Source organism: Nocardioides sp. NPDC051685 (assembly GCF_044453405.1).
Classification (GTDB): Bacteria; Actinomycetota; Actinomycetes; order Propionibacteriales; family Nocardioidaceae; genus Nocardioides.
This window is the reverse complement of record NZ_JBITCR010000001.1, coordinates 29230-46969: the sequence shown is the minus strand read 5'-3', so window position 1 is coordinate 46969 and position 17740 is coordinate 29230. Positions and strand designations below refer to the sequence as shown.

The following is a 17740-nucleotide window of genomic DNA, read 5'->3' as shown; positions in this document are numbered from 1 at the left end:
TGCGGCGCGACGCGCGCCTCGTCCTCACATAGTGAAGTTCGGCCTTGCATATAACGGAATTTCGAGTACGCTGACGTGAGTCGGGTCGAGTCCTTGGTGTGCGCTGGAGTGAGGCCGACGCGGTCATGGAGGACAGGTGGCATCAAGGAGAAGCAGTGAAGTCGTTCATCGTCGATCGAACGGGGAGTATTGCCCGTCGCGGTCACCACATGGTGGTCGATGCGGGGCTTCTTCCTCCACGCGGCTGGCGAGCGCACCGAAGGCGAGATCTTGCGTGCTTTGGTCCCGTCTCGTCTGCGGCAGGACAGGTACGAATGGCACCGCTACCTCGACGAGACGATCGTTGGGGCGGAACGTACGCGACGTTCGAACCGGTGGCGTGCGCCATCAGTTCTGCGCTGGCGTCGTCCGACCGTCTTGAGGTCGGCGATCGTCGCGTTTGATGCTGCGGGCAGCCGCTTGCGCCGTTGGAGAAATGATGGAAGGACCATGAACGTGGAACGGATGGCTGGAAAGGTCGCAATCATCAGCGGCGGCGCGGGCGGGCTTGGCGCAGCTCAGGCGAGACGGTTCGTCGAGGAGGGGGCGAAGGTCGTCATCGCCGATGTCCATGACGACGCCGGTGCGGAGCTCGCGGCTGAACTCGGCGAAGCGGCCCAGTTCGTGCATCTCGACGTCACGATATATGCCGAATGGGAGCATGCCATCGAGACCGCGGTGAACGCGTTCGGTGGACTAGATGTTCTAGTCAACAACGCGGGGATCGCGCGGTGGCAGCCTCTCGAGGAGCACTCGTTTGAGAACTGGGACCTCGTCATTGCAGTGAATCTCACTGGTGCGTTCTACGGGATGAAGGCAGCAATCGAGCCGCTGAAGCGCAGCGGAAAGAGTTCGATCGTGAATATCTCATCGATTGCGGGGATCCAAGGATTCGAGGCGCTTCCGTCATATACAGCGTCAAAGTTCGGCGTGCGCGGACTAACGAAGAGCGCGGCTCTTGATCTCGGGAAGTACGGCATACGAGTGAACTCGGTGCACCCCGGTCGGATCGAGACGTCCATTACTGCCGGCCGGGACCTCAAGGCTATGGAGAAAGTTGCCCTCCATCGCCACGGGCAGGCGAACGAGGTTGCTGAATTGGTCCTCCACCTGGCGAGCGACGAATCGAGTTACTCGACGGGAGCCGAGTTCATCGTCGATGGAGGATTGACAGCGGGCATTGCGCGAAACTGACAAGCTAAATGGAACCAGCTGAGATTTAGAGAAGGAGGCCCTCGGTGCACGGAGTTGACGCTTATCCCGGGGTGAGGAAGGAACCGTTCGAGACGCTCGCCGAGTACGAGCGATGGCGCGAGGAGGGGCCGGTAAAGCTGGTTCGGCGCGCAAACGGTGAGGATACGTGGCTCGTCCTTCAGCAGGAAGCTGCGCAGGAGATCTTGGGTCAGACCGACCGACTCACATCTGACATGACGGCGCCCGGGTTTCCACTGTTCCGCGCCGGGAAGCCATCGGGTAATCCGGGCAACATGCTGCCGCGGATGGATCCGCCGAAGCATGCCGAGGTACGAAGGTACTTCGCGTCTTTCTTCACGGCGAAGCGAATTGCGAACTGGCAGCCAGAGATTGACCGAATCACGGAGTCTGCCTTTGATCACCTGCTGGAGGTTGGTCCTCCGGCGGACCTGATGGCGGACTTCGCCAACAGAATCCCTGCATCGGTGACCTGCATGCTCTTGGGGATTGATGACGCCGTAACGGCGGACTTCCGCCGACTTGCCGAGGGGAACGCGTCTTCGCTCGTCAGCGCCGAGGAACGGAACGCCGCGATCGCGGAGCTGTACGAGATCATCGAGGGGATCTTCGCTGAGCAGCGCAAGAGCCCGACGGAAGGCATCGTCTCCGAGCTCGTCAGATGGGTCGATGAAGGAAAGCTGTCGCACGAGGCCGCCGTAGGAAACGTGTTCGTTCTTGCGGTTGGGTCACAGGAGACAACGGCCTTCACGATCGGTCTGGGCGCTCTGCAGCTCATGAAGCGTCCTGATCTCGTGCAGAAGATCAATGAGGACCCTGGTAAGTTGCCGGTGCTGGTTGAGGAGATGGTGCGCACGCAGGCGATTGCCGGCCAAGTCATTTGCCGCGCCGTGACGAAGCCCATCTCTGTAGGCGACCAGATCCTCGAGCCTGGCGATGGCCTAGCGGTAGTGCCCGAGGTCGCGAACCGTGACCCCCGTGTGTACGTGAACGCGAACGAGATCGATCTCGACCGCGACATGAGCGTTGGCCACGTGGGCTTTGGATCGGGCATCCACTCGTGCCTGGGAATGAACCTGGCTCGCGCCGAATTGCGATCCGTATTCGCTCGCTTGTTCCAAAAACTTCCCAACCTGACGATCGCGTCGGGCGACGAGCCGGAGTACCGATTCGATCCGTTCATCTTCGGGGTAAATCGGCTTCCGGTTGAGTGGTGAGGTCGGACATAATCGGGGCCACTGGTCCACAACGCGCCATCCATGGTGAATATTTAGTCCCGATCGTTCATTCCGTCGGAAGGCAAGTACGCGCCTTGCGCGCGTAAGCGCCTAGGCGTACGGACTTTGTGATTGCCAAGTCAGAATGACTGGCGAGAACTATGCTCATTCCGTTGGTCAAGAACGCCTTCCCCATGCGACACAGGGTCAGCCCGACAAGCGCATCCGGGAGGCGTTCCCAACGCCGGGAAGCCGCTCGTCGTCTTCCTGTGTCATGACTCCGTTGACGGGAAACGGGAGCAGGCGCGGACGGTCGGCGGTGTGACCTGGGTCCAGGTACGCCCTCGACCTCGGCGGCCACCACGTTGGCGCTCTTGGAGTCCTGTTCGCCGCCGTCGATGATTTCTGCTGATCCAAGCGGGCTCTGCGTCGATGGCAGGTCCGAGTGCGAATCTGCGAGATCGCGACGCGGGAGGGTGACGAGCGGCTTACGGCAACGAACGGGATCCGAAGATCCCCCTCCGACGTGTCGATCAGGACATCGGGATGCGCACCGACCGTTTGCGTCGCGTGACAACGACGAGCTTGGGCGAGCCACGCGCGTCACTGACAGGGACCGAATGAGTGGCAAATGCTGCTCCAGAGTGTTGCACTATTCGCATTAGACGGCTAGCGTGCAGGGATCAGCCGATCGCGCTGAAGGCATTGGCGCACCCAACAGGGAGGTATCACTTCATGTCCGCATTCATCGTCACATCGATTGATGTCCACGATCCGGAGGGATACGCGATCTATCGCGAGAAGGCGAGGGCGGTCCTCCAGTCCTTCCGAATCCGGTCTCACATCGTGTCTCCGCTGGAGGAACCGCCTGTCGTTCTGGAGGGTAAGGCGCCAGGACACCTCGTGGTAATGGAGTTTGACTCCATGGAAGAAATCGATCGCTTCTACAATTCGCCTGAGTACCAGGAAGCAGTGCCGTACCGAAAGGCAAGTGCGACTACCCATTACGTGATGGCGGTCAACGGTAAGGACGCCCCTGCGTCCTGACGCGTTCGGGCAGATGGCCGGATCTAAGCCATCCGACATCGCTTGACAAATCGCTAGGTGTTCTGATCGCTGACGTTATATATATGGCGGGTCGGCTGGACCATGACGAAGGCCTCCGGGTGAGGTGTGGAGTTACCACGCAACCACTTCCTCACCTCGGAGGCCCTCGTGGTTTCTCGCTAACGCCACCCACACCCCGGCCGGACGACTGTGTCTGGCCGAGCTTATTGTGTAGACCGGCGTTCATCTGAGATGCGTCACCGCTCCTCCCGCGCGTTCCGCTGTCCAGGGGGTACCTACCCGGTGGCATCGAGCGTCGGATCATGAGGCGTCAAGTGACCAGACGCTGGGACCGGCGGGGTTCGCCCTTCACCTCGGTGCCCCCCTCCACCGTCGACCCGGTCCCGCTGGGCTATGGCTGCCCACGCCTGAATTGGGCCGACCCGGCCACCGGGTCCAGGACCAAGACCTCATGGCGCGAGAAGCAGCGCTACGAGCGCCTCGCGCCCAGCGACCTGGTGTCCGCGCCCGACATCAAGAGGTTCGGCCGCATCCCCAACGGCGGGTGGCAGGTGCACCGACGCGGGTCGATACAGGACCAATGCGCCGGCGCATCACCCGACCGATCGAGCAGCAGCGGCGCCTCACCCTTGCGTGGTTGCGTGTACCTACACGCCTGCCGTGCACGCCCCGCTCCTGTCTGGCCTACTCCGAGATCCTCACCGATGAACGGTAGGAGACAGCAGCAGCGTGTTGGAACCGGGCTCGGGCGTTCTTCGCTGCGCACGGCACAGTGAGGCGGTGTCCACCGACACTGGCGCCGGTATCCGTGTCCCGCCTGCGAGCTAAGCCCGTCGGCAAGACAGTCAAGCACTGCCGCATTCGTGCGTACGGGCCCTAGATCAACGGCAAGGTCTGTGAAGACTCGGCTCGGCGCTGCACTGGACCGGTCTGACCCGGCCAAGGTATGACCGCGGTGTGCTGCCTTTCGATTTGTCGGCCGGGGCTGGAGTCAAAGCACCTCGATCCAGCTCACCGAACATCGAGAACGCCGAAACCCAGCGGTCCACCGGATCTGCGCCAGCGCCTGATGACAAGGTTCGGTAGACGGAGCGCATCCTGCGAGGGTCGTGCGCTGGTCTTAGAGGAAGATCGGGACACAGGTCTTCAACCTGCGTACTCGCTGCGCGGCTCGAGCCAGAGCTGCCGGGACGACGCTCCGTCGCACGACCAGGAGGACGGATCAGACCTGAAGGCAGTTGGACTGCAGCCGGCCCAGCGCTTGAATGCGGTGGCGAAGGCAGTCGGTTCGGAATAGCCGAGGCGAAAAGCGAGGTCGGCGATCAAGACGTTGCTGTTCGCCAACGCTTCACGCGCAATCGCGAAGCGAGCTTGGTCGCGCAGGTCCCGGAAACTGATGTTGAGAGAACGGAGACGTCTCTGCAAGGTGCGTTCGGATACGTTGAGCAACCGTGCGAGTTCGCTCAGTCCGGTCACCATGGGTGACGAACGGGTCATGGCCGTGGTTAGGGCTCTCATCCAGTCGTCGGCGAACTGGAACTGACGCGCGCGATCCCGCGACTCGTTGAGGTAGGTCTGGAACTGATGTGCATCGCCGTGGGGTAGATTGCGATTCGATACTGCCTCAGACCACTCGAGGCAGAGCGCTTCCGCGTTCAGTTCGACCGCCACATCCATCTTCTCTTGCAGTCGCGCGTCGATTCCTGCGATAGGTACCGCGACCCGACTATACGGGAATGCGGCCTCGTACAGCTGCTCGTGCATGCCGATCGCGATGGCGAGATCTCGGTGGACCGAGAACTCGACAAGATCCGGCGGTGTCTCTGTGTAGTCGACCCGAAGGCCGACAACGGCGCTTGTTCCCTCGATCGGCGTGAGATCGCACATTGAGTAGTAGAGGTCAGAATTGATCACGACCGCGCGCACCCAGTCCTGCATCGTCGGGGCGGTCATCAGCGCGAAGCCGTGAGTCCCGAGTGTCGGCAATGTGTATCGCAGGCCGAGCGTCGACCACAGGTCTCGTCTGCTCGAGGTCAGGTGAACGAAGGCGGACTGGAAGGCCACCTCCTGCCGCCCGGTGACCGAGACGCCGACCGCGCTCATGGCTGCGGGGTCGATCGCAGACTCCTCGAGAGCCGGGCTCGGATCGATGCCGTTCTCGACGAGGACGTCGTGCATCAAATGCACACTCATGTTCGGAAGGCGAACGTCTTCGTATGTCGCCAGGCGCATCGTTGAGCCTCCAGGTTCTTACGCCATGCACGGTCTCGGCGTCTGTCGGGCCGTGTGTCCATTGTCACAAACTCGAAGGTTGATGGCCAGATTTCGAATGGGCCGGCGCATGCAGGTCCCGTAGCGTACGTCTCTGAAGGATGCAATTGATGCATAACCACCCAAATTTGGGACAGGCACTGGAGGCTGTATGGAAACCGGTGGATCCGCGAACGTCGGTGTAGCCGAGGCATTCGTGGGCGTGGATGTGGGCGGGACCCACACCGACGTGCAGGTAGTGCATGGCGAGCGGCAAGCGCGTGGCAAGGCGCTGACGACGTACGACGACTTTAGTGTGGGGGTCCTCAACGCCATCGGGGCCGCTGCGGAGAACCTCGGGGTGACTCGGGAGTCACTGCTGGGGTCGACTCGACTGCTGGTCAATGCCACCACGGTCGTAACCAACGTAATCGCCCAGCTCAAGGGGGCGAAGGTCGGCGCCTTGGTGACGTCTGGGTTCCGGGACGAGTTTCGCATGGCGGGCGGGCCGCGGCTGCGGCACACAGACGACCACGTGCAGACGAACGTCCCCGACATCCTCGCGCGGCGTGACATCTTCGAGGTCGAGGAGCGTATCGATGCGCTCGGGCGCGAGTTGGTTCCCCTCTCCGAGGACGACGTGCTCGAGGCCGCACGGGTGCTGGTGGAAGAGCGCGGGGTCACGGGAATCGCGGTCTGCTTCCTGTCCAGCTATGCCAACTCTGTGCACGAGGACCGGGCGGCCGAGCTGATCGCGCAGCGATACCCCGACGTGTTTGTGATCGCGTCGAGCCAGGCAAGTTCTGTGCGCGGAGAGTACGCGCGTTGGATGACGGCGGTGCTCAGCGCGTTCGTCCACGAGGACGCGATGACGTTCCTCCGTTCCATGGGGCAGAAGCTCGAAGACGCGGGGCTGGCGGGCGAGGTGGTGTTCTTCCAAGGTCTTGGTGGAGGCATCAGCCGAGATCGTGCCGCGCAGAACCCGCTGGCACTGTTGGGCGCAGGACCCGCGGGGGGCGCTGCGGGAGCTCGTGACATGGCGCGTCGCCTCGGCCACGACCGAGTACTGCTCGGTGACATGGGTGGAACAAGCTTCGACACCGGCTTGGTGCTCGATGGCGGAATTCAAGTGGAGAAGAACATCCGCGTCGGCAGGTTTCGTACCTCGTTGCCGCTCGTCGACGTAGTCTCTGTCGGCGCTGGAGGCGGCAGCATTGCATGGGTCAGTGATCGGGGCGTGCCTCAGGTCGGACCGCGAAGCGCCGGATCGACGCCGGGTCCGGCCGCCTACGACTTTGGGGGCACGGAACCAACGGTCACCGACGCCATGGTGGCGATGAACCTCATCGATCCAGAAAACTATTTGAACGGCAGGGTCAAGCTCCAGCCAAGCCTTGCCGAGCGTGCCATCCGTTCCGCGATTGCGGATCCGATGGGGTGGACGGTTGAGGAGGCCGCCGTCGCGATTCACGACCTCGTCGTCGCCAACAGCGCGAATGCTCTGCACGAGGTGAGCGTCTCGAGAGGCCACGACCCGAGGGACTTCGTGTTTTACGCTTACGGTGGCACGTTGCCGTGGTTTGCCGCTGAGATCGCGCGTTCGCTCGACATCAGCAAGGTGATCATCCCTCACAACAGCTCTGTCTTTTGCGCCAGGGGCCTGCTCGTCTCGGACTTCGTGATCCGGCAGGATCGCACCGTGCAGTCCATGCTCCTCGGTAAAGAGGAGATCGACCGCGTAAACGCTGTATCTGCGGAGCTGGTGGACCTGTGTCGATCAATGATGGAGGCCGAGGGTTTCGCCGCGGATGAGATCGAGATCGAGCACAGCGGCGATCTGCAGTTCGCTGGCCAGGTGCATGCGCTGGAGATGTCACTGCCAGCACGCAACCTGACCGAGGACGATGTGCCGGCCCTGCAGCACCAGTTCCTCGAGGTCTACGAGCGAACCTACGGCAAGGGCACGGCATGGCCGGTTCCGCCCCAGATTCTGAACTACACGGTCACGGCGCGTGGGCGGCTTCCTCACCCGCAGACCGCGGTCGCTGAGCGCGATCCTCGGTCGTCGGAACAGATGCTGAAGCATCGAAGGAAGGTATTCCTCCCCTCCGAGCGCCGTCATGCCGAGATCCCTGTGTATGACGAGGCGCTGTTCACCCATGGAAGCCGGATTGAAGGTCCGGCACTGGTGGAGTCCATCGACACAACGATGCTCGTCCCGGACGGGGCTGCGGTCGAACGCGACGAACTCCTGAACTTTGTCCTGACCTTTGCCAAGGAGGCATGAGATGTCTATCGCGACCGCCCACGACCCGATCGCCGTCGAGATTCACCGCAAGGCGCTCGACAACATCGTCAACGAGATGGCGATCACCCTTGCACGCACGTCGGGTTCACCGGTCGTCTACGAGGTGCAGGACTTCGCAACCTGTCTGACGGACCGGTCGGGGGAGCAACTTGCCATGTCCTCGACGATGCTGTTCCACGCTGGTTCATCGCTGATGGGTACGCGTCTCGTCATCGAGAACCTTGGCGACGTCGACGTGCGACGGGGCGACGGGTGGATTCTTAACGACCCGTTCGAGGGTGGTGCGCTGCACCAGGGAGACGTTGGCATCATCACCCCAACGTTCTACGGCGATGATCACGTCGGCTGGGCCTTCTCCAACCTGCACATGGTGGACATCGGCGGTTCCGGTGTGTCCGGTTTCGCGCCTGCGGCCACGTCGGTCTATGAGGAGGGTCTGCGGTTCCCCGCGACCCGTGTGATCGAGAACGGTGTGCTCGACCCTAACTGGGAGCGCTTCATCGGCAATAACGTGCGCGTTTCGCCCATCGTCATCAACGACATCCGCAGCATGATCGCAGCGAGCAACGTCGCTCAGGAGAAGCTCACTGCAGTCATCGATCAATACGGGGTAGAGCGTTTCTTCGAGTATTGCGAGATCAACAAGGACCTCTCGGAAAAGGCACTGCGGTCACGGATCGAACTCATCCCCGACGGCAGGTACGTACAGCATGACATCGTGGAGTACGACGGCCAGGGGACGGATGAGTTCCTCGACCTGTCCATCACCCTCACGGTCGAGGGCTCCGAGATGACATTGGAACTGGACGGCGACGACCAGATCGCGGCGCTGATCAATACCACCCATGGCGCTGCGCATGGATGGATCATGACCGCCATCCTGACGACTCTGGGGTACGGGGACCTGCCTTTCAACGCCGGTTTGTGGCGTCCGCTCTCGATCGAGGTCGGACGGGAAGGTTCGATCGTCAACGCCGTGCCGCCGGTTCCAGTGAGCGCTGGTCACGGTGCGACCGGAGCGGCCGTCTTCCGCGCATTCAAGGGAGCGCTGAACGAGGCGCTCTCGCTGAGTGACGACCCTACAATCCGTTCGCGTGTCGCTGGTATCGGTGACGCCAGCGGAGCGATGGCGCCGCTCGCGGGTGTCGGCCGCGGGGGCATGCCCGTCGTCATGTTTTTCATGGACACGAACACCGGAATCGGAGGCGGCGCCCAGAGTTGCATGGACGGCCAGGACATCTACGGTTCGGCGATCATGCTCGGCGTGAGCCTGTCGAGCGTCGAGACGAATGAGGCGAAGAACCCCGCCATCTACCTTTGGCGGCGACTCGTCAAGAACTCGGGAGGACCTGGACTCTACCGCGGCGGACAATCCCTCGAGTCGGCATTCGCGCTCTACGACACGGACATCGCGCGAGGCGCACTGATCATGCTGTGCGCACAAACACCGTCGAACGGTGTCGGTGGAGGCTTTCCAGGTGCCAACGGGCTCGTCAGTGCCATGCACGACACGAACGTCCTGGAGCGGCTTTCCTCGGGGCAGCTCACATTGGAGACCATGCTCGATGGCACGACGCCGCCGTACCCGTCGAATGAAGGCCGATTCGTCGGACGCACCGGAGACGTTGTGTTTCTGCGCGGAGGCGGCGGCGCTGGCCTTGGGGATCCGCTGCTGCGGGACCCCGAGCTCGTCGCCGGCGATGTGGTCGACCTTTACATCACGCCGCAGAACGCCAGGGCGGGTTATGGGGTGGTACTGACCGAAGATGGCCGTGTCGACTCGGCGGCGACAACGGAACTACGCGCACAAATCCGGCGGGAGCGGATCGGCCGTGAACCGTCACTGGCCCAGCGGCCGCCTGCACAGGCGGGTATCTCGGTAAGGCGGCTTGCGGACGGCTGGTCGTGCACGAGCTGTGACAGTCATCTGGCTGCTCTCGATGACGGATGGCGGAGCGGCGCGGTCGGACGGACCAAGACGGTGTTCGAAAGGTTCGCTGAGCTTGAGATGCACAGCCGTCAGCGCAAGGACGACGAATCGGTCCGGCTCACGGAGTACTTCTGCCCGTCCTGTGCTGCCGCGCTCGGCACCGACGTCCACCAGGCTGGCGCCGAAACCGCTCGGGGCAACCCCGCCGCAGCAATGTCTGCGTGAGCCAGGATCCGAACACCTGAAGGGGCGACTCATGGGCACCATCGAATATTCGAATGCCGTTGCCGTCGTAACTGGCGGTGGAGATGGGATTGGGCGATCCATCGTCCTTTCTCTTGCCGCTCGGGGAGCCACGGTCGTCGTTGCCGACATCCGGGAGGAGGCGGCGACGTCCGTGGCGAGGGAGGCCGTCGACCGTGGGGCCCGCAGCCTGCCCGTCGCGGTCGACGTCTCCCGGTCGGATCAGGTCGAAGCGATGGCAGACCTAACGTTCGATACCTTCGGAAAGGTCGACATCCTCGTGAACAACGCGGGGGTGACGACGCGGCCGTTCTGCGCCCTGTGGAACGCCTCGCAGGACGATCTGGAATTTGTAATTGACGTGAACCTCTACGGCGTCGTCAATGGTCTTAGGGCGTTCCTGCCGAGGATGCGAACGCAAAGTGGTCGACGACACATCGTCAATACGTCGTCATTCGCGACGCTGTATGACACACCCGGCCACAGCATGTATACCGCGTCGAAGGCAGCTGTGAACGGATTATCGGACGTGCTGCGGGAGGAGTTCGTCGACCAAGGCGACGATATCGGGATGACCGTCCTTTTCCCGGGGCGGGTGACGACGGACATCGGCACGACCAGTGCTGGGCTGCGCCCCCGCCGCGGCAGCGCTGACCGAGAGGTTATTCCGTATGAGATCAAGCGCAGGTTCGATCAGGAGTTCCACGAACCGCTGCCCCCGGATCGTGTCGGCGAGATGCTGCTCCGCGCCATCGAGGCCGGCGCGTCGTATTGCGTCACCCACCCCGCCACCGTCGATGCCATGCGGCGCAAGGTCGATGAGATCGCCGCGGGTTACTTTCCGACCGACTGATATCGCCTCGGCCCAATAGACTGGAGATACGCATGGCCACTACAGCAACTGCTCTCGTTCAGACTGCTCCGTTCAAACAGGAGTTCCGTGAAATCCCTCTCCCGGTGCTAGGTGAGGGAGCCGGGCTGCTGCGTGTGGAGGCGAACGGCATCTGCGGAACAGATGTCGAGTCGTTCGCAGGGGTCGCCAGTGCGAACCCCATGGATGGGAGTGACCCGTATCCACGGATCCTCGGACATGAGATCGTCGGAGTCATCGAAGATCTCGGCCCGAATCCTCCTAATGGGATCACGGTCGGCGACCGCGTGGCAGTCAACCCGTTTATCGCATGTGGGCACTGTCGCGTATGCCTTCGAGGTGACTCGCACATGTGCCGAAATCACGCTTGGGCGCCGGCGTTGTACGGGTTTCTACCGCTTTACAGGGGCGCGGGTCTATGGGGCGGGTACTCCACGCACGCCTATCTGGATCCTAGGACCGTCCTCTACAAGCTTCCGTCGACGATCGATCCAGTTACCGCCACGCTCTACAACCCCTTGGCAAACGCCATGAGTTGGGCTGTGCTCACGCCGGAGCTCAAGGTCGGCGACAGCATCGCGATCCTCGGGTCTGGCCAGCGGGGCATCGCCTGCGTGATCGCTGCACGACACGCGGGCGCGGGCCTCGTGCTGAGCACGGGCCTCAGCAACGACGCTCACAAGCTGGCCCTGGCGCGGGAGTTCGGAGCGGACGTCACCGTGGACGTGGAGCAGGAGAGTCTCATCGATCGCGCAATGGAAGCAACAGGTGGTCGGGGCTTCGATGTGGTGGTCGACACGACACCACGTGCGTTGCAGCCGCTCCGAGACGGGCTGGCGATCCTTCGCAGCGGTGGAACACTCGTGCACGCGGGTATCAAAGCGGCGGTGATGGACGAGTTTCCGGTGGATCTCATGCTCTACAAGGGACTGCGGATGATCGGCGCGGCGTCTCAAGGTAACGAAGCCTATCAGCGGGCATGCGACTTCCTCGCCACATCTGACGTGCCCCTCGAGCGTATGCGCACGCACACTTTCGGATTCGACCAATTCGAGCTGGCGCTCGACACGCTGCAAGGCAAGGTCGAGGGCGCGAACGCGGTGAGTATCGCAGTCACGCCGACGTTTTCTGCGACCTGAGATCCGGCTCCCGGGTCACCTCGAGGCGTTGCCTTCGCGGTGCATGACGTGTCCTCCTGATCACCTCATCGATGCCGCGGTCGCTGCCGGCTTCTCGCGTCATCGTCGATGGCACGACGAGTTCTCGCGGCCCCTTGCAGGCGTTGAGATGGAGCGGTGTCGGGGTCGGCGCTGAGCAATGCGACATTGAATCCGTCTGCACGGAAGTGGTGCGATTCGGTCGCAGCTTTCGCTCGGGTCGGGGGTGTCAAGATCGCCGAGCGCGCACCCGCCGCGCGACGGGCATCGCCAGAAGCTTGGCACTGCCTAGATGTGCCCGGCCAGGATGTTGGTAGCGCCGGGCCTGGCTGACGAACGAGAACCTCCGGGTGGATGTGGATTGTCTAAGGCCCACTCCACCTGGAGGTTCTCGTGTCCCACGATGGGGCAGGGCAGGCCGGTCGCGGTCGACGCCTGATTGTTCAACTTTACCAAGCCGGCTCGAGAGTCGCTCGTATCGCCGCCGGGATGGCGGGCCTCGCAAGCGGGGATGAAGGCTTGGAGCCATCGGCTACGCCAGCGAAGGCGCGGCGAGTGGGCCCGTCTTGCTCTCGTTGGCCACCTCGAAACGTCCCGAGGTCGAGCAGAAGTTTCTCACTGCTCGTGGCGAGTTCCGCGAAGGGCCCCTCGTCCTCCGAGGGGTGAGAGCCACGCGGATGGGTGGCGCGGATTGCAATCGCGTGCGTTACCTGTCCGAATGTGATGCGATGTTCGGCGAACGGTCGTCCGTTCCTCGAAGCAGATCGCGATGCGGTATGAACGCAATTGGTCCGGCGAACTGGTTCACGCGGTTATGCAGAAATGATTTGGCTGGAACGTCGATCGCGTGCCCACAGCGGAGATGCCGGATCGATTACTTCGCCCGCCCACGACATCACCCAGATCGAGCACTTATTGCCACCACGGCGCACTAGGAGACCACGCCGGATGGCCGCCTTCTGCGACCGAGAGCATTGGCAATCGGGATCTGACGTGCTGACCATAGACGCTGGTCCGGCTGGTCTGAATGAGCCGGTGCATCTAAGCACCAGCTGGGGATGCGCTAATTATTGAGACGCATCCGCGTGTGGACCAAGTGCTGATGCCGGTTGATCGTGCGTGTCGTACGTAGCGGCGTCGAACGCGTCGACACAGCCTCCTCGAGGCTGAGCTACCTTCTCCCTGGATGGGAGGGCTGCAGCGACGGCTTCATAGGCCAAATTCGGCTCAGGGAGGTACCGCAATGGTCCGAGTTGGCGACTGGATCAGTCGGTTGGAGAGGCTTCTGGGCCGGCGCGGAACGGCAGCGTCTTCAACTACGCCCGACTAGGGCGCCTCGCTCTTGCGACGGGCGTTGCGACGATAGCACCGTTCTCTCGAAGCGCGAATCTCGGCCACGACCCATCCAGCAGGCAGGTTTGCGTCATCGCCGGTTCCGTCAGCCGATCGCCTTGAGGGCCTTGACCGGACACGACTGGACGGCCTCATTGATCAGATCCGCGCTGTCTTCGGAAATCTGCTCCTCATGGATGAGCAACTCGCTGCTCTCATCCAGTTCGAAGGCTGGAGACACCGTCTCGCACACACCAAGGCTTACACACTTTGAACGATCGACGAGAACCTTCACTGTGACCTCCAACCCGCTAGGGAGATTTGGCAATTAATTCGACGGATCAAACTCTTTGCTCGCGGCCGCGAGCACGGCTCGTGCAGGTGTTCCGTCGAACCTCTGCGCGTTATGGCGTCGGAGTCGCCGGATGGCTACACAACTCTTCGGGATTAGAGCAAGTGTGAAAACCGCGTCCCCGCAAGGTGATCGGCAACCTGCTCCGGCGACTGCAACAGACCACAGCGCTATCCTGCTTCTATATTCGACTGGCGGATCTTGGGCAAACACGCTGCGCCTCGGTCCGCGTCTTCAGTCTAGTGACTGCGGCTCGGGCCGTCAACGGAATCAGCATTATTTGCATCATTCAGACTCGTAGTGTGAATGCCACGGCCTTCGCGGCTGGCGCGAGTGCTGGTGCCGGGTGGGTTGGCGCCTGTGGTCACGGTTTGGGTGGCGGAGTGGTTCCTTGAACACCCGCTGTACTGTATGCTGCACATGATGTGTGCATACTCTGAACTATGGAGAGGCTAAGAGCTTGGCTACAGAAGCCTGCGCCCAAGAAGGCTCGTCGGTGGCTGACGTCCGATGGTCTGAGAACACTGTCTCGATAAATGGCCTGCGGACCCGGTATCTCGAGGCCGGCAGCGGGCCGCCTCTGGTGCTCCTTCACGGTGGCGAGTTCGGCGGAAGCTCCGAGATTGCGTGGGAGCGTGTGATCCACTTGTTCGCCGAGACGCGCCGCGTCATCGCGCCCGACATCTTGGGGTTCGGGGGGTCGGCCAAGGTGGTGGACTTTGTCGACGGCCGGGGGTGGCGGCTTCGGCATCTAGCCGACCTTTGTGCACACCTGGGCGTCGAGTCCGCAGACTTTGTGGGTAACTCGATGGGGGGAGCGATGCTGCTAGCCGATGCGGCCGCGCCCGAGTCGGTTCTGCCTATCCGTACCCTCGTGACCATCTGTGGCGGCGGCGAGCTAGAGGACAACGAACACATGGCCGCGTTGATGGACTACGACGCGACGGTGGAGGGAATGCGCGCGATCGTGGCTGCGATGTTCGCGGATCCCAGCTATGCAGCTGACGACGCATACGTTGGCCGACGCTACAACTCGAGCATGCTCCCTGGGGCGTGGGAGGCCGTGGCTGCGGCGCGGTTCCGCCGCCCCGGTCATCAATCATCGGGCCAGGGAGCCTTGGACTATGCCCGCATTGCCGTTCCTGTGCTAGTGGTCGAGGGCGGCGTCGACAAGCTCAAGCCCGCGGGGTGGGCCGGTCGGCTTGCCGCACAGTTGCCCGACGGCAAGGCCGTAGTCGTCGAAGGTTCCGGGCACTGCCCCCAGATCGAGCGACCCCATGACCTCGTCCGCCTGGTCGAGGACTTCGTAGATGAAAAGGTTGATTGCGTTGAGCGAGACTGAGTACGACCACGAGGTTGACGTGTTGGTGGTCGGTGCGGGATCCGGTGGCTTCACTGCTGCCTTGACTGCCCATGAGCGTGGGCTACGTACCCTGGTCGTCGACAAGGCGCCGTGGTTTGGCGGTTCGAGTTCTCTATCGGGGGGAGGGATCTGGGTTCCTGGCGCGCCGGCTCAGATCAAGGCCGGACATCACCTCAACCCTGAGGACACTTTCGGTTACCTCAAGACGATCACCGAGGGCTTGGTTTCCGACGGGCGTTTGCGCGCGTACGTCGACAGCGCACCGAAGATGTTGGGGTTCCTAGAAAGTCTCGACCCCGACCTCCAGTTCGTTTGGAAGCCGGGGTACCCCGACTACTACCCCAACCTCGACGGCGCATCTGAACTGGGCAGCACCATCAACGTCCCACCCGTCGACCTGCGATCCCTAGGCGAGGACGCCGACAAGCTCCACCCGCCGATCAGCATGATGCCGCGCGGCATGTGGATCGGGCCCACAGAGTTGCCGGACTTCTACCGGCTACGTCAGACCTGGGCCGGCAAGCGACTCTTCGTCAAGCTCATCTGGCGGATGCTGCGTGCGCGGGTCACCGGTGAGCGGATCACGACCATCGGTCAGGCCCTTATGGCACGGCTCATGCTCGCCTTCCGCAAGCGCGACATCGGTCTGTGGCTCTCCTCGCCGTTGAAGTCCCTGATTACCCAGGACGGCCGCGTACTTGGTGCGGTCGTCGAGCATGAAGGCCGAACGATCCGTGTCCGTGCGAACGGGGGCGTCGTTATCGCTGCCGGCGGCTTCGACCACAACGCGGCGATGCGATCCAATTATCAACCGGCCGCCCGGGCTGATGCCAGCCTCGGTGCCCCCACCAATACCGGCGACGGCGTCAACGCGGCCGTCGAGGCTGGTGCGGCAGTCGACCTCATGGATAGTGCCTGGTGGTTCCCTGCTGTCGAATGGGGTCCGGGAAAGATCCAGTTCAGCCTCAACGAGCGCATGCTGCCATCCCAGATGATCGTCAACGGAGCGGGTGAACGTTGGATCAATGAGGCCGCACCTTACGAGGACTTCGGCTTCGAGATGATCGCCAAGCACGAGACCGGCGTCCAGCACATCCCTTCCTGGTACATCACTGACGACTGGTCTTGGCGTCGCTACGTCATCTTCGGTCATCTGCCCCTTCCGCGCATTCCATTTGCGCCAGCGCCGACCGGACGCCAGCCACCGAATGCCTGGCGCAGCTCTGACTCGTTCCACTCGGCGAACACCCTCGAGGACCTCGCCTCCAAGATCGGCGTCCCTAGCGATGCGTTGCGCCGCACTGTCGAGCGATACAACTCTGACGCCCGAGCCGGATCTGACACCCAGTTCCACCGTGGCGAGAATGCCTACGACCGCTATTACGGTGACATCACTCTGCCCAACCCCAGCCTTGCACCGCTGCACGAAGGGCCCTACTACGCTTTCCGCATTATCCTGTCCGACCTTGGCACCAATGGCGGCGTGGTCACCGACGAACACGGCCGCGCGCTCAGACCCGACGGCTCCCCACTCGAGGGCCTGTACGTCACCGGCAACTCGGCCGCTTCTGTTATGGGCCGCAGCTATGCTGGCGCCGGCGCAACGATCGGCCCGTCCATGACGTTCGGGTTTCTTGCGGCACAGCACATTGCCGACGCCTCGCTGCACGACGGACGCGCCCCTGTGGCCACTGGCGAGTAGGGCCGCGGCCGGGGGTCCCGCGTTCCATGTGGGCGCCCTCCCGCGGTTGAAACTTGCCGATGGGATTGCGGTGAAACGTCCCAAGGTTCTCTGCGGCCGCTATGCGGGTTGTGGCTCTCGGTTGAGGACCTGGCTGTAGGCGGTCTCGTGCTCGACCGTGGTGATCATCCCGAGCGTGCTGCGGAGCAGGAATGATGGTGCGGACCTTTCGGCCGTCGTGCCGCTTCCATGCGCAGGGTGCACATGCCCTGATCGACTACGCCGGCGGAGCGTCAGGGACCACGGTGCGGCCCAGATAGGCAAACATCTTGCCGCGCCCGTAGAGCGCTTCTGGGGCCTTCCCGTTGTCCGTGGGCGTTGCGAGTCCAGGCGATGTCACGAATCGCGTCGATGACCACAGCGTCGGTCACGACCCGCTCGGCGACAGGTTGATTGGCGCGGCGCCAGGCGCGGTTGGTGCGCGCGGCGATCTGCGGGCGTGTGAACACAGCACCCGACAGATCGACTCGATCGCGTTGATCGTCAGCGAACGCGACGATCAACGACATCGGGGATCGACCGAGCCCCCGATGCTCCTATGTCAAGCGGCGTGCCGCCGCGGCTCGGCGGGCGCTTCTACGGTTGCCGCGCGTTGGTCAGCGCACAGGGTGGTGAAGACGACGTCGGATAGACGGCGACGCAGGAGCCGGACTGCGG

11 protein-coding genes are annotated in these 17740 nt (G+C 62.8%); 9 read left to right on the top strand and 2 right to left on the bottom strand.

The genetic code is table 11. The features are described from left to right. Nucleotides 1–489: 489 nt before the first annotated feature. From ACIA03_RS00225 to ACIA03_RS00215, 3 genes are all read left to right on the top strand, one after another. The gene (locus tag ACIA03_RS00225; RefSeq protein WP_396978083.1) at nt 490–1233 is read left to right on the top strand and encodes an SDR family oxidoreductase; all 744 of its coding nucleotides are present in this window, start codon (nt 490–492) and stop codon (nt 1231–1233) included. 44 nt (nt 1234–1277) lie between these two features. Next, nucleotides 1278–2468, top strand: coding sequence for a cytochrome P450 (locus tag ACIA03_RS00220; RefSeq protein ID WP_396978081.1), 1191 nt, complete (start codon nt 1278–1280; stop codon nt 2466–2468). Between the two features lie 735 nt (nt 2469–3203). Next, nucleotides 3204–3515 carry a DUF1330 domain-containing protein gene (locus ACIA03_RS00215; RefSeq protein ID WP_396978079.1) on the top strand — a complete coding sequence of 104 codons (312 nt, stop codon included), beginning with the start codon at nt 3204–3206 and terminating at the stop codon, nt 3513–3515. Between the two features lie 1167 nt (nt 3516–4682). Here ACIA03_RS00215 and ACIA03_RS00210 read toward each other — a convergent pair. Beyond that, nucleotides 4683–5714 carry a helix-turn-helix domain-containing protein gene (locus ACIA03_RS00210; protein ID WP_396978077.1) on the bottom strand — a complete coding sequence of 344 codons (1032 nt, stop codon included), beginning with the start codon at nt 5712–5714 and terminating at the stop codon, nt 4683–4685. A gap of 244 nt (nt 5715–5958) precedes the next feature. Between ACIA03_RS00210 and ACIA03_RS00205 the strand changes: the two genes are divergently transcribed. Genes ACIA03_RS00205 through ACIA03_RS00190 form a run of 4 tightly spaced genes read left to right on the top strand, consistent with a single transcriptional unit; the run spans nt 5959 to nt 12277 of the window. Continuing rightward, on the top strand, nt 5959–8073 hold the full coding sequence (locus ACIA03_RS00205; RefSeq protein WP_396978075.1) for a hydantoinase/oxoprolinase family protein: 2115 nt from the start codon (nt 5959–5961) through the stop codon (nt 8071–8073). A gap of 1 nt (nt 8074) precedes the next feature. Next, nucleotides 8075–10249, top strand: coding sequence for a hydantoinase B/oxoprolinase family protein (locus tag ACIA03_RS00200; protein ID WP_396978073.1), 2175 nt, complete (start codon nt 8075–8077; stop codon nt 10247–10249). A 31-nt stretch (nt 10250–10280) separates the two neighbouring features. Further along, nucleotides 10281–11120 (top strand): SDR family oxidoreductase, encoded by an 840-nt coding sequence (locus ACIA03_RS00195; RefSeq protein ID WP_396978071.1) that lies wholly within the window; start codon nt 10281–10283, stop codon nt 11118–11120. Between the two features lie 32 nt (nt 11121–11152). Then, nucleotides 11153–12277, top strand: coding sequence for a zinc-binding dehydrogenase (locus ACIA03_RS00190; protein ID WP_396978069.1), 1125 nt, complete (start codon nt 11153–11155; stop codon nt 12275–12277). 1456 nt (nt 12278–13733) lie between these two features. Here the strand turns inward: ACIA03_RS00190 and ACIA03_RS00185 are convergent. After that, on the bottom strand, nt 13734–13922 hold the full coding sequence (locus tag ACIA03_RS00185; RefSeq protein ID WP_396978067.1) for a ferredoxin: 189 nt from the start codon (nt 13920–13922) through the stop codon (nt 13734–13736). Nucleotides 13923–14475: 553 nt separating this feature from the next. Here ACIA03_RS00185 and ACIA03_RS00180 point away from each other — a divergent pair. Together ACIA03_RS00180 and ACIA03_RS00175 are read left to right on the top strand one after the other, a co-directional pair. Then, nucleotides 14476–15321, top strand: coding sequence for an alpha/beta fold hydrolase (locus ACIA03_RS00180; protein ID WP_396978065.1), 846 nt, complete (start codon nt 14476–14478; stop codon nt 15319–15321). Beyond that, complete coding sequence (locus ACIA03_RS00175; RefSeq protein ID WP_396978063.1) at nt 15308–17044, top strand: FAD-binding protein; 1737 nt, start codon at nt 15308–15310, stop codon at nt 17042–17044. The genes ACIA03_RS00180 and ACIA03_RS00175 overlap by 14 nt, the downstream gene beginning before the upstream one ends. Nucleotides 17045–17740 lie beyond the last annotated feature (696 nt).

What these genes read in the sequence shown, in the direction of transcription:
- ACIA03_RS00215 (WP_396978079.1), top strand. Translation starts at nt 3,204, where the DNA reads ATGTCCGCATTCATCGTCACATCGATTGATGTCCACGATCCGGAGGGA.
- ACIA03_RS00225 (WP_396978083.1), top strand. Translation starts at nt 490, where the DNA reads ATGAACGTGGAACGGATGGCTGGAAAGGTCGCAATCATCAGCGGCGGC.
- ACIA03_RS00190 (WP_396978069.1), top strand. Translation starts at nt 11,153, where the DNA reads ATGGCCACTACAGCAACTGCTCTCGTTCAGACTGCTCCGTTCAAACAG.
- ACIA03_RS00205 (WP_396978075.1), top strand. Translation starts at nt 5,959, where the DNA reads ATGGAAACCGGTGGATCCGCGAACGTCGGTGTAGCCGAGGCATTCGTG.
- ACIA03_RS00200 (WP_396978073.1), top strand. Translation starts at nt 8,075, where the DNA reads ATGTCTATCGCGACCGCCCACGACCCGATCGCCGTCGAGATTCACCGC.
- ACIA03_RS00210 (WP_396978077.1), bottom strand. Translation starts at nt 5,714, where the DNA reads ATGCACGACGTCCTCGTCGAGAACGGCATCGATCCGAGCCCGGCTCTC.
- ACIA03_RS00195 (WP_396978071.1), top strand. Translation starts at nt 10,281, where the DNA reads ATGGGCACCATCGAATATTCGAATGCCGTTGCCGTCGTAACTGGCGGT.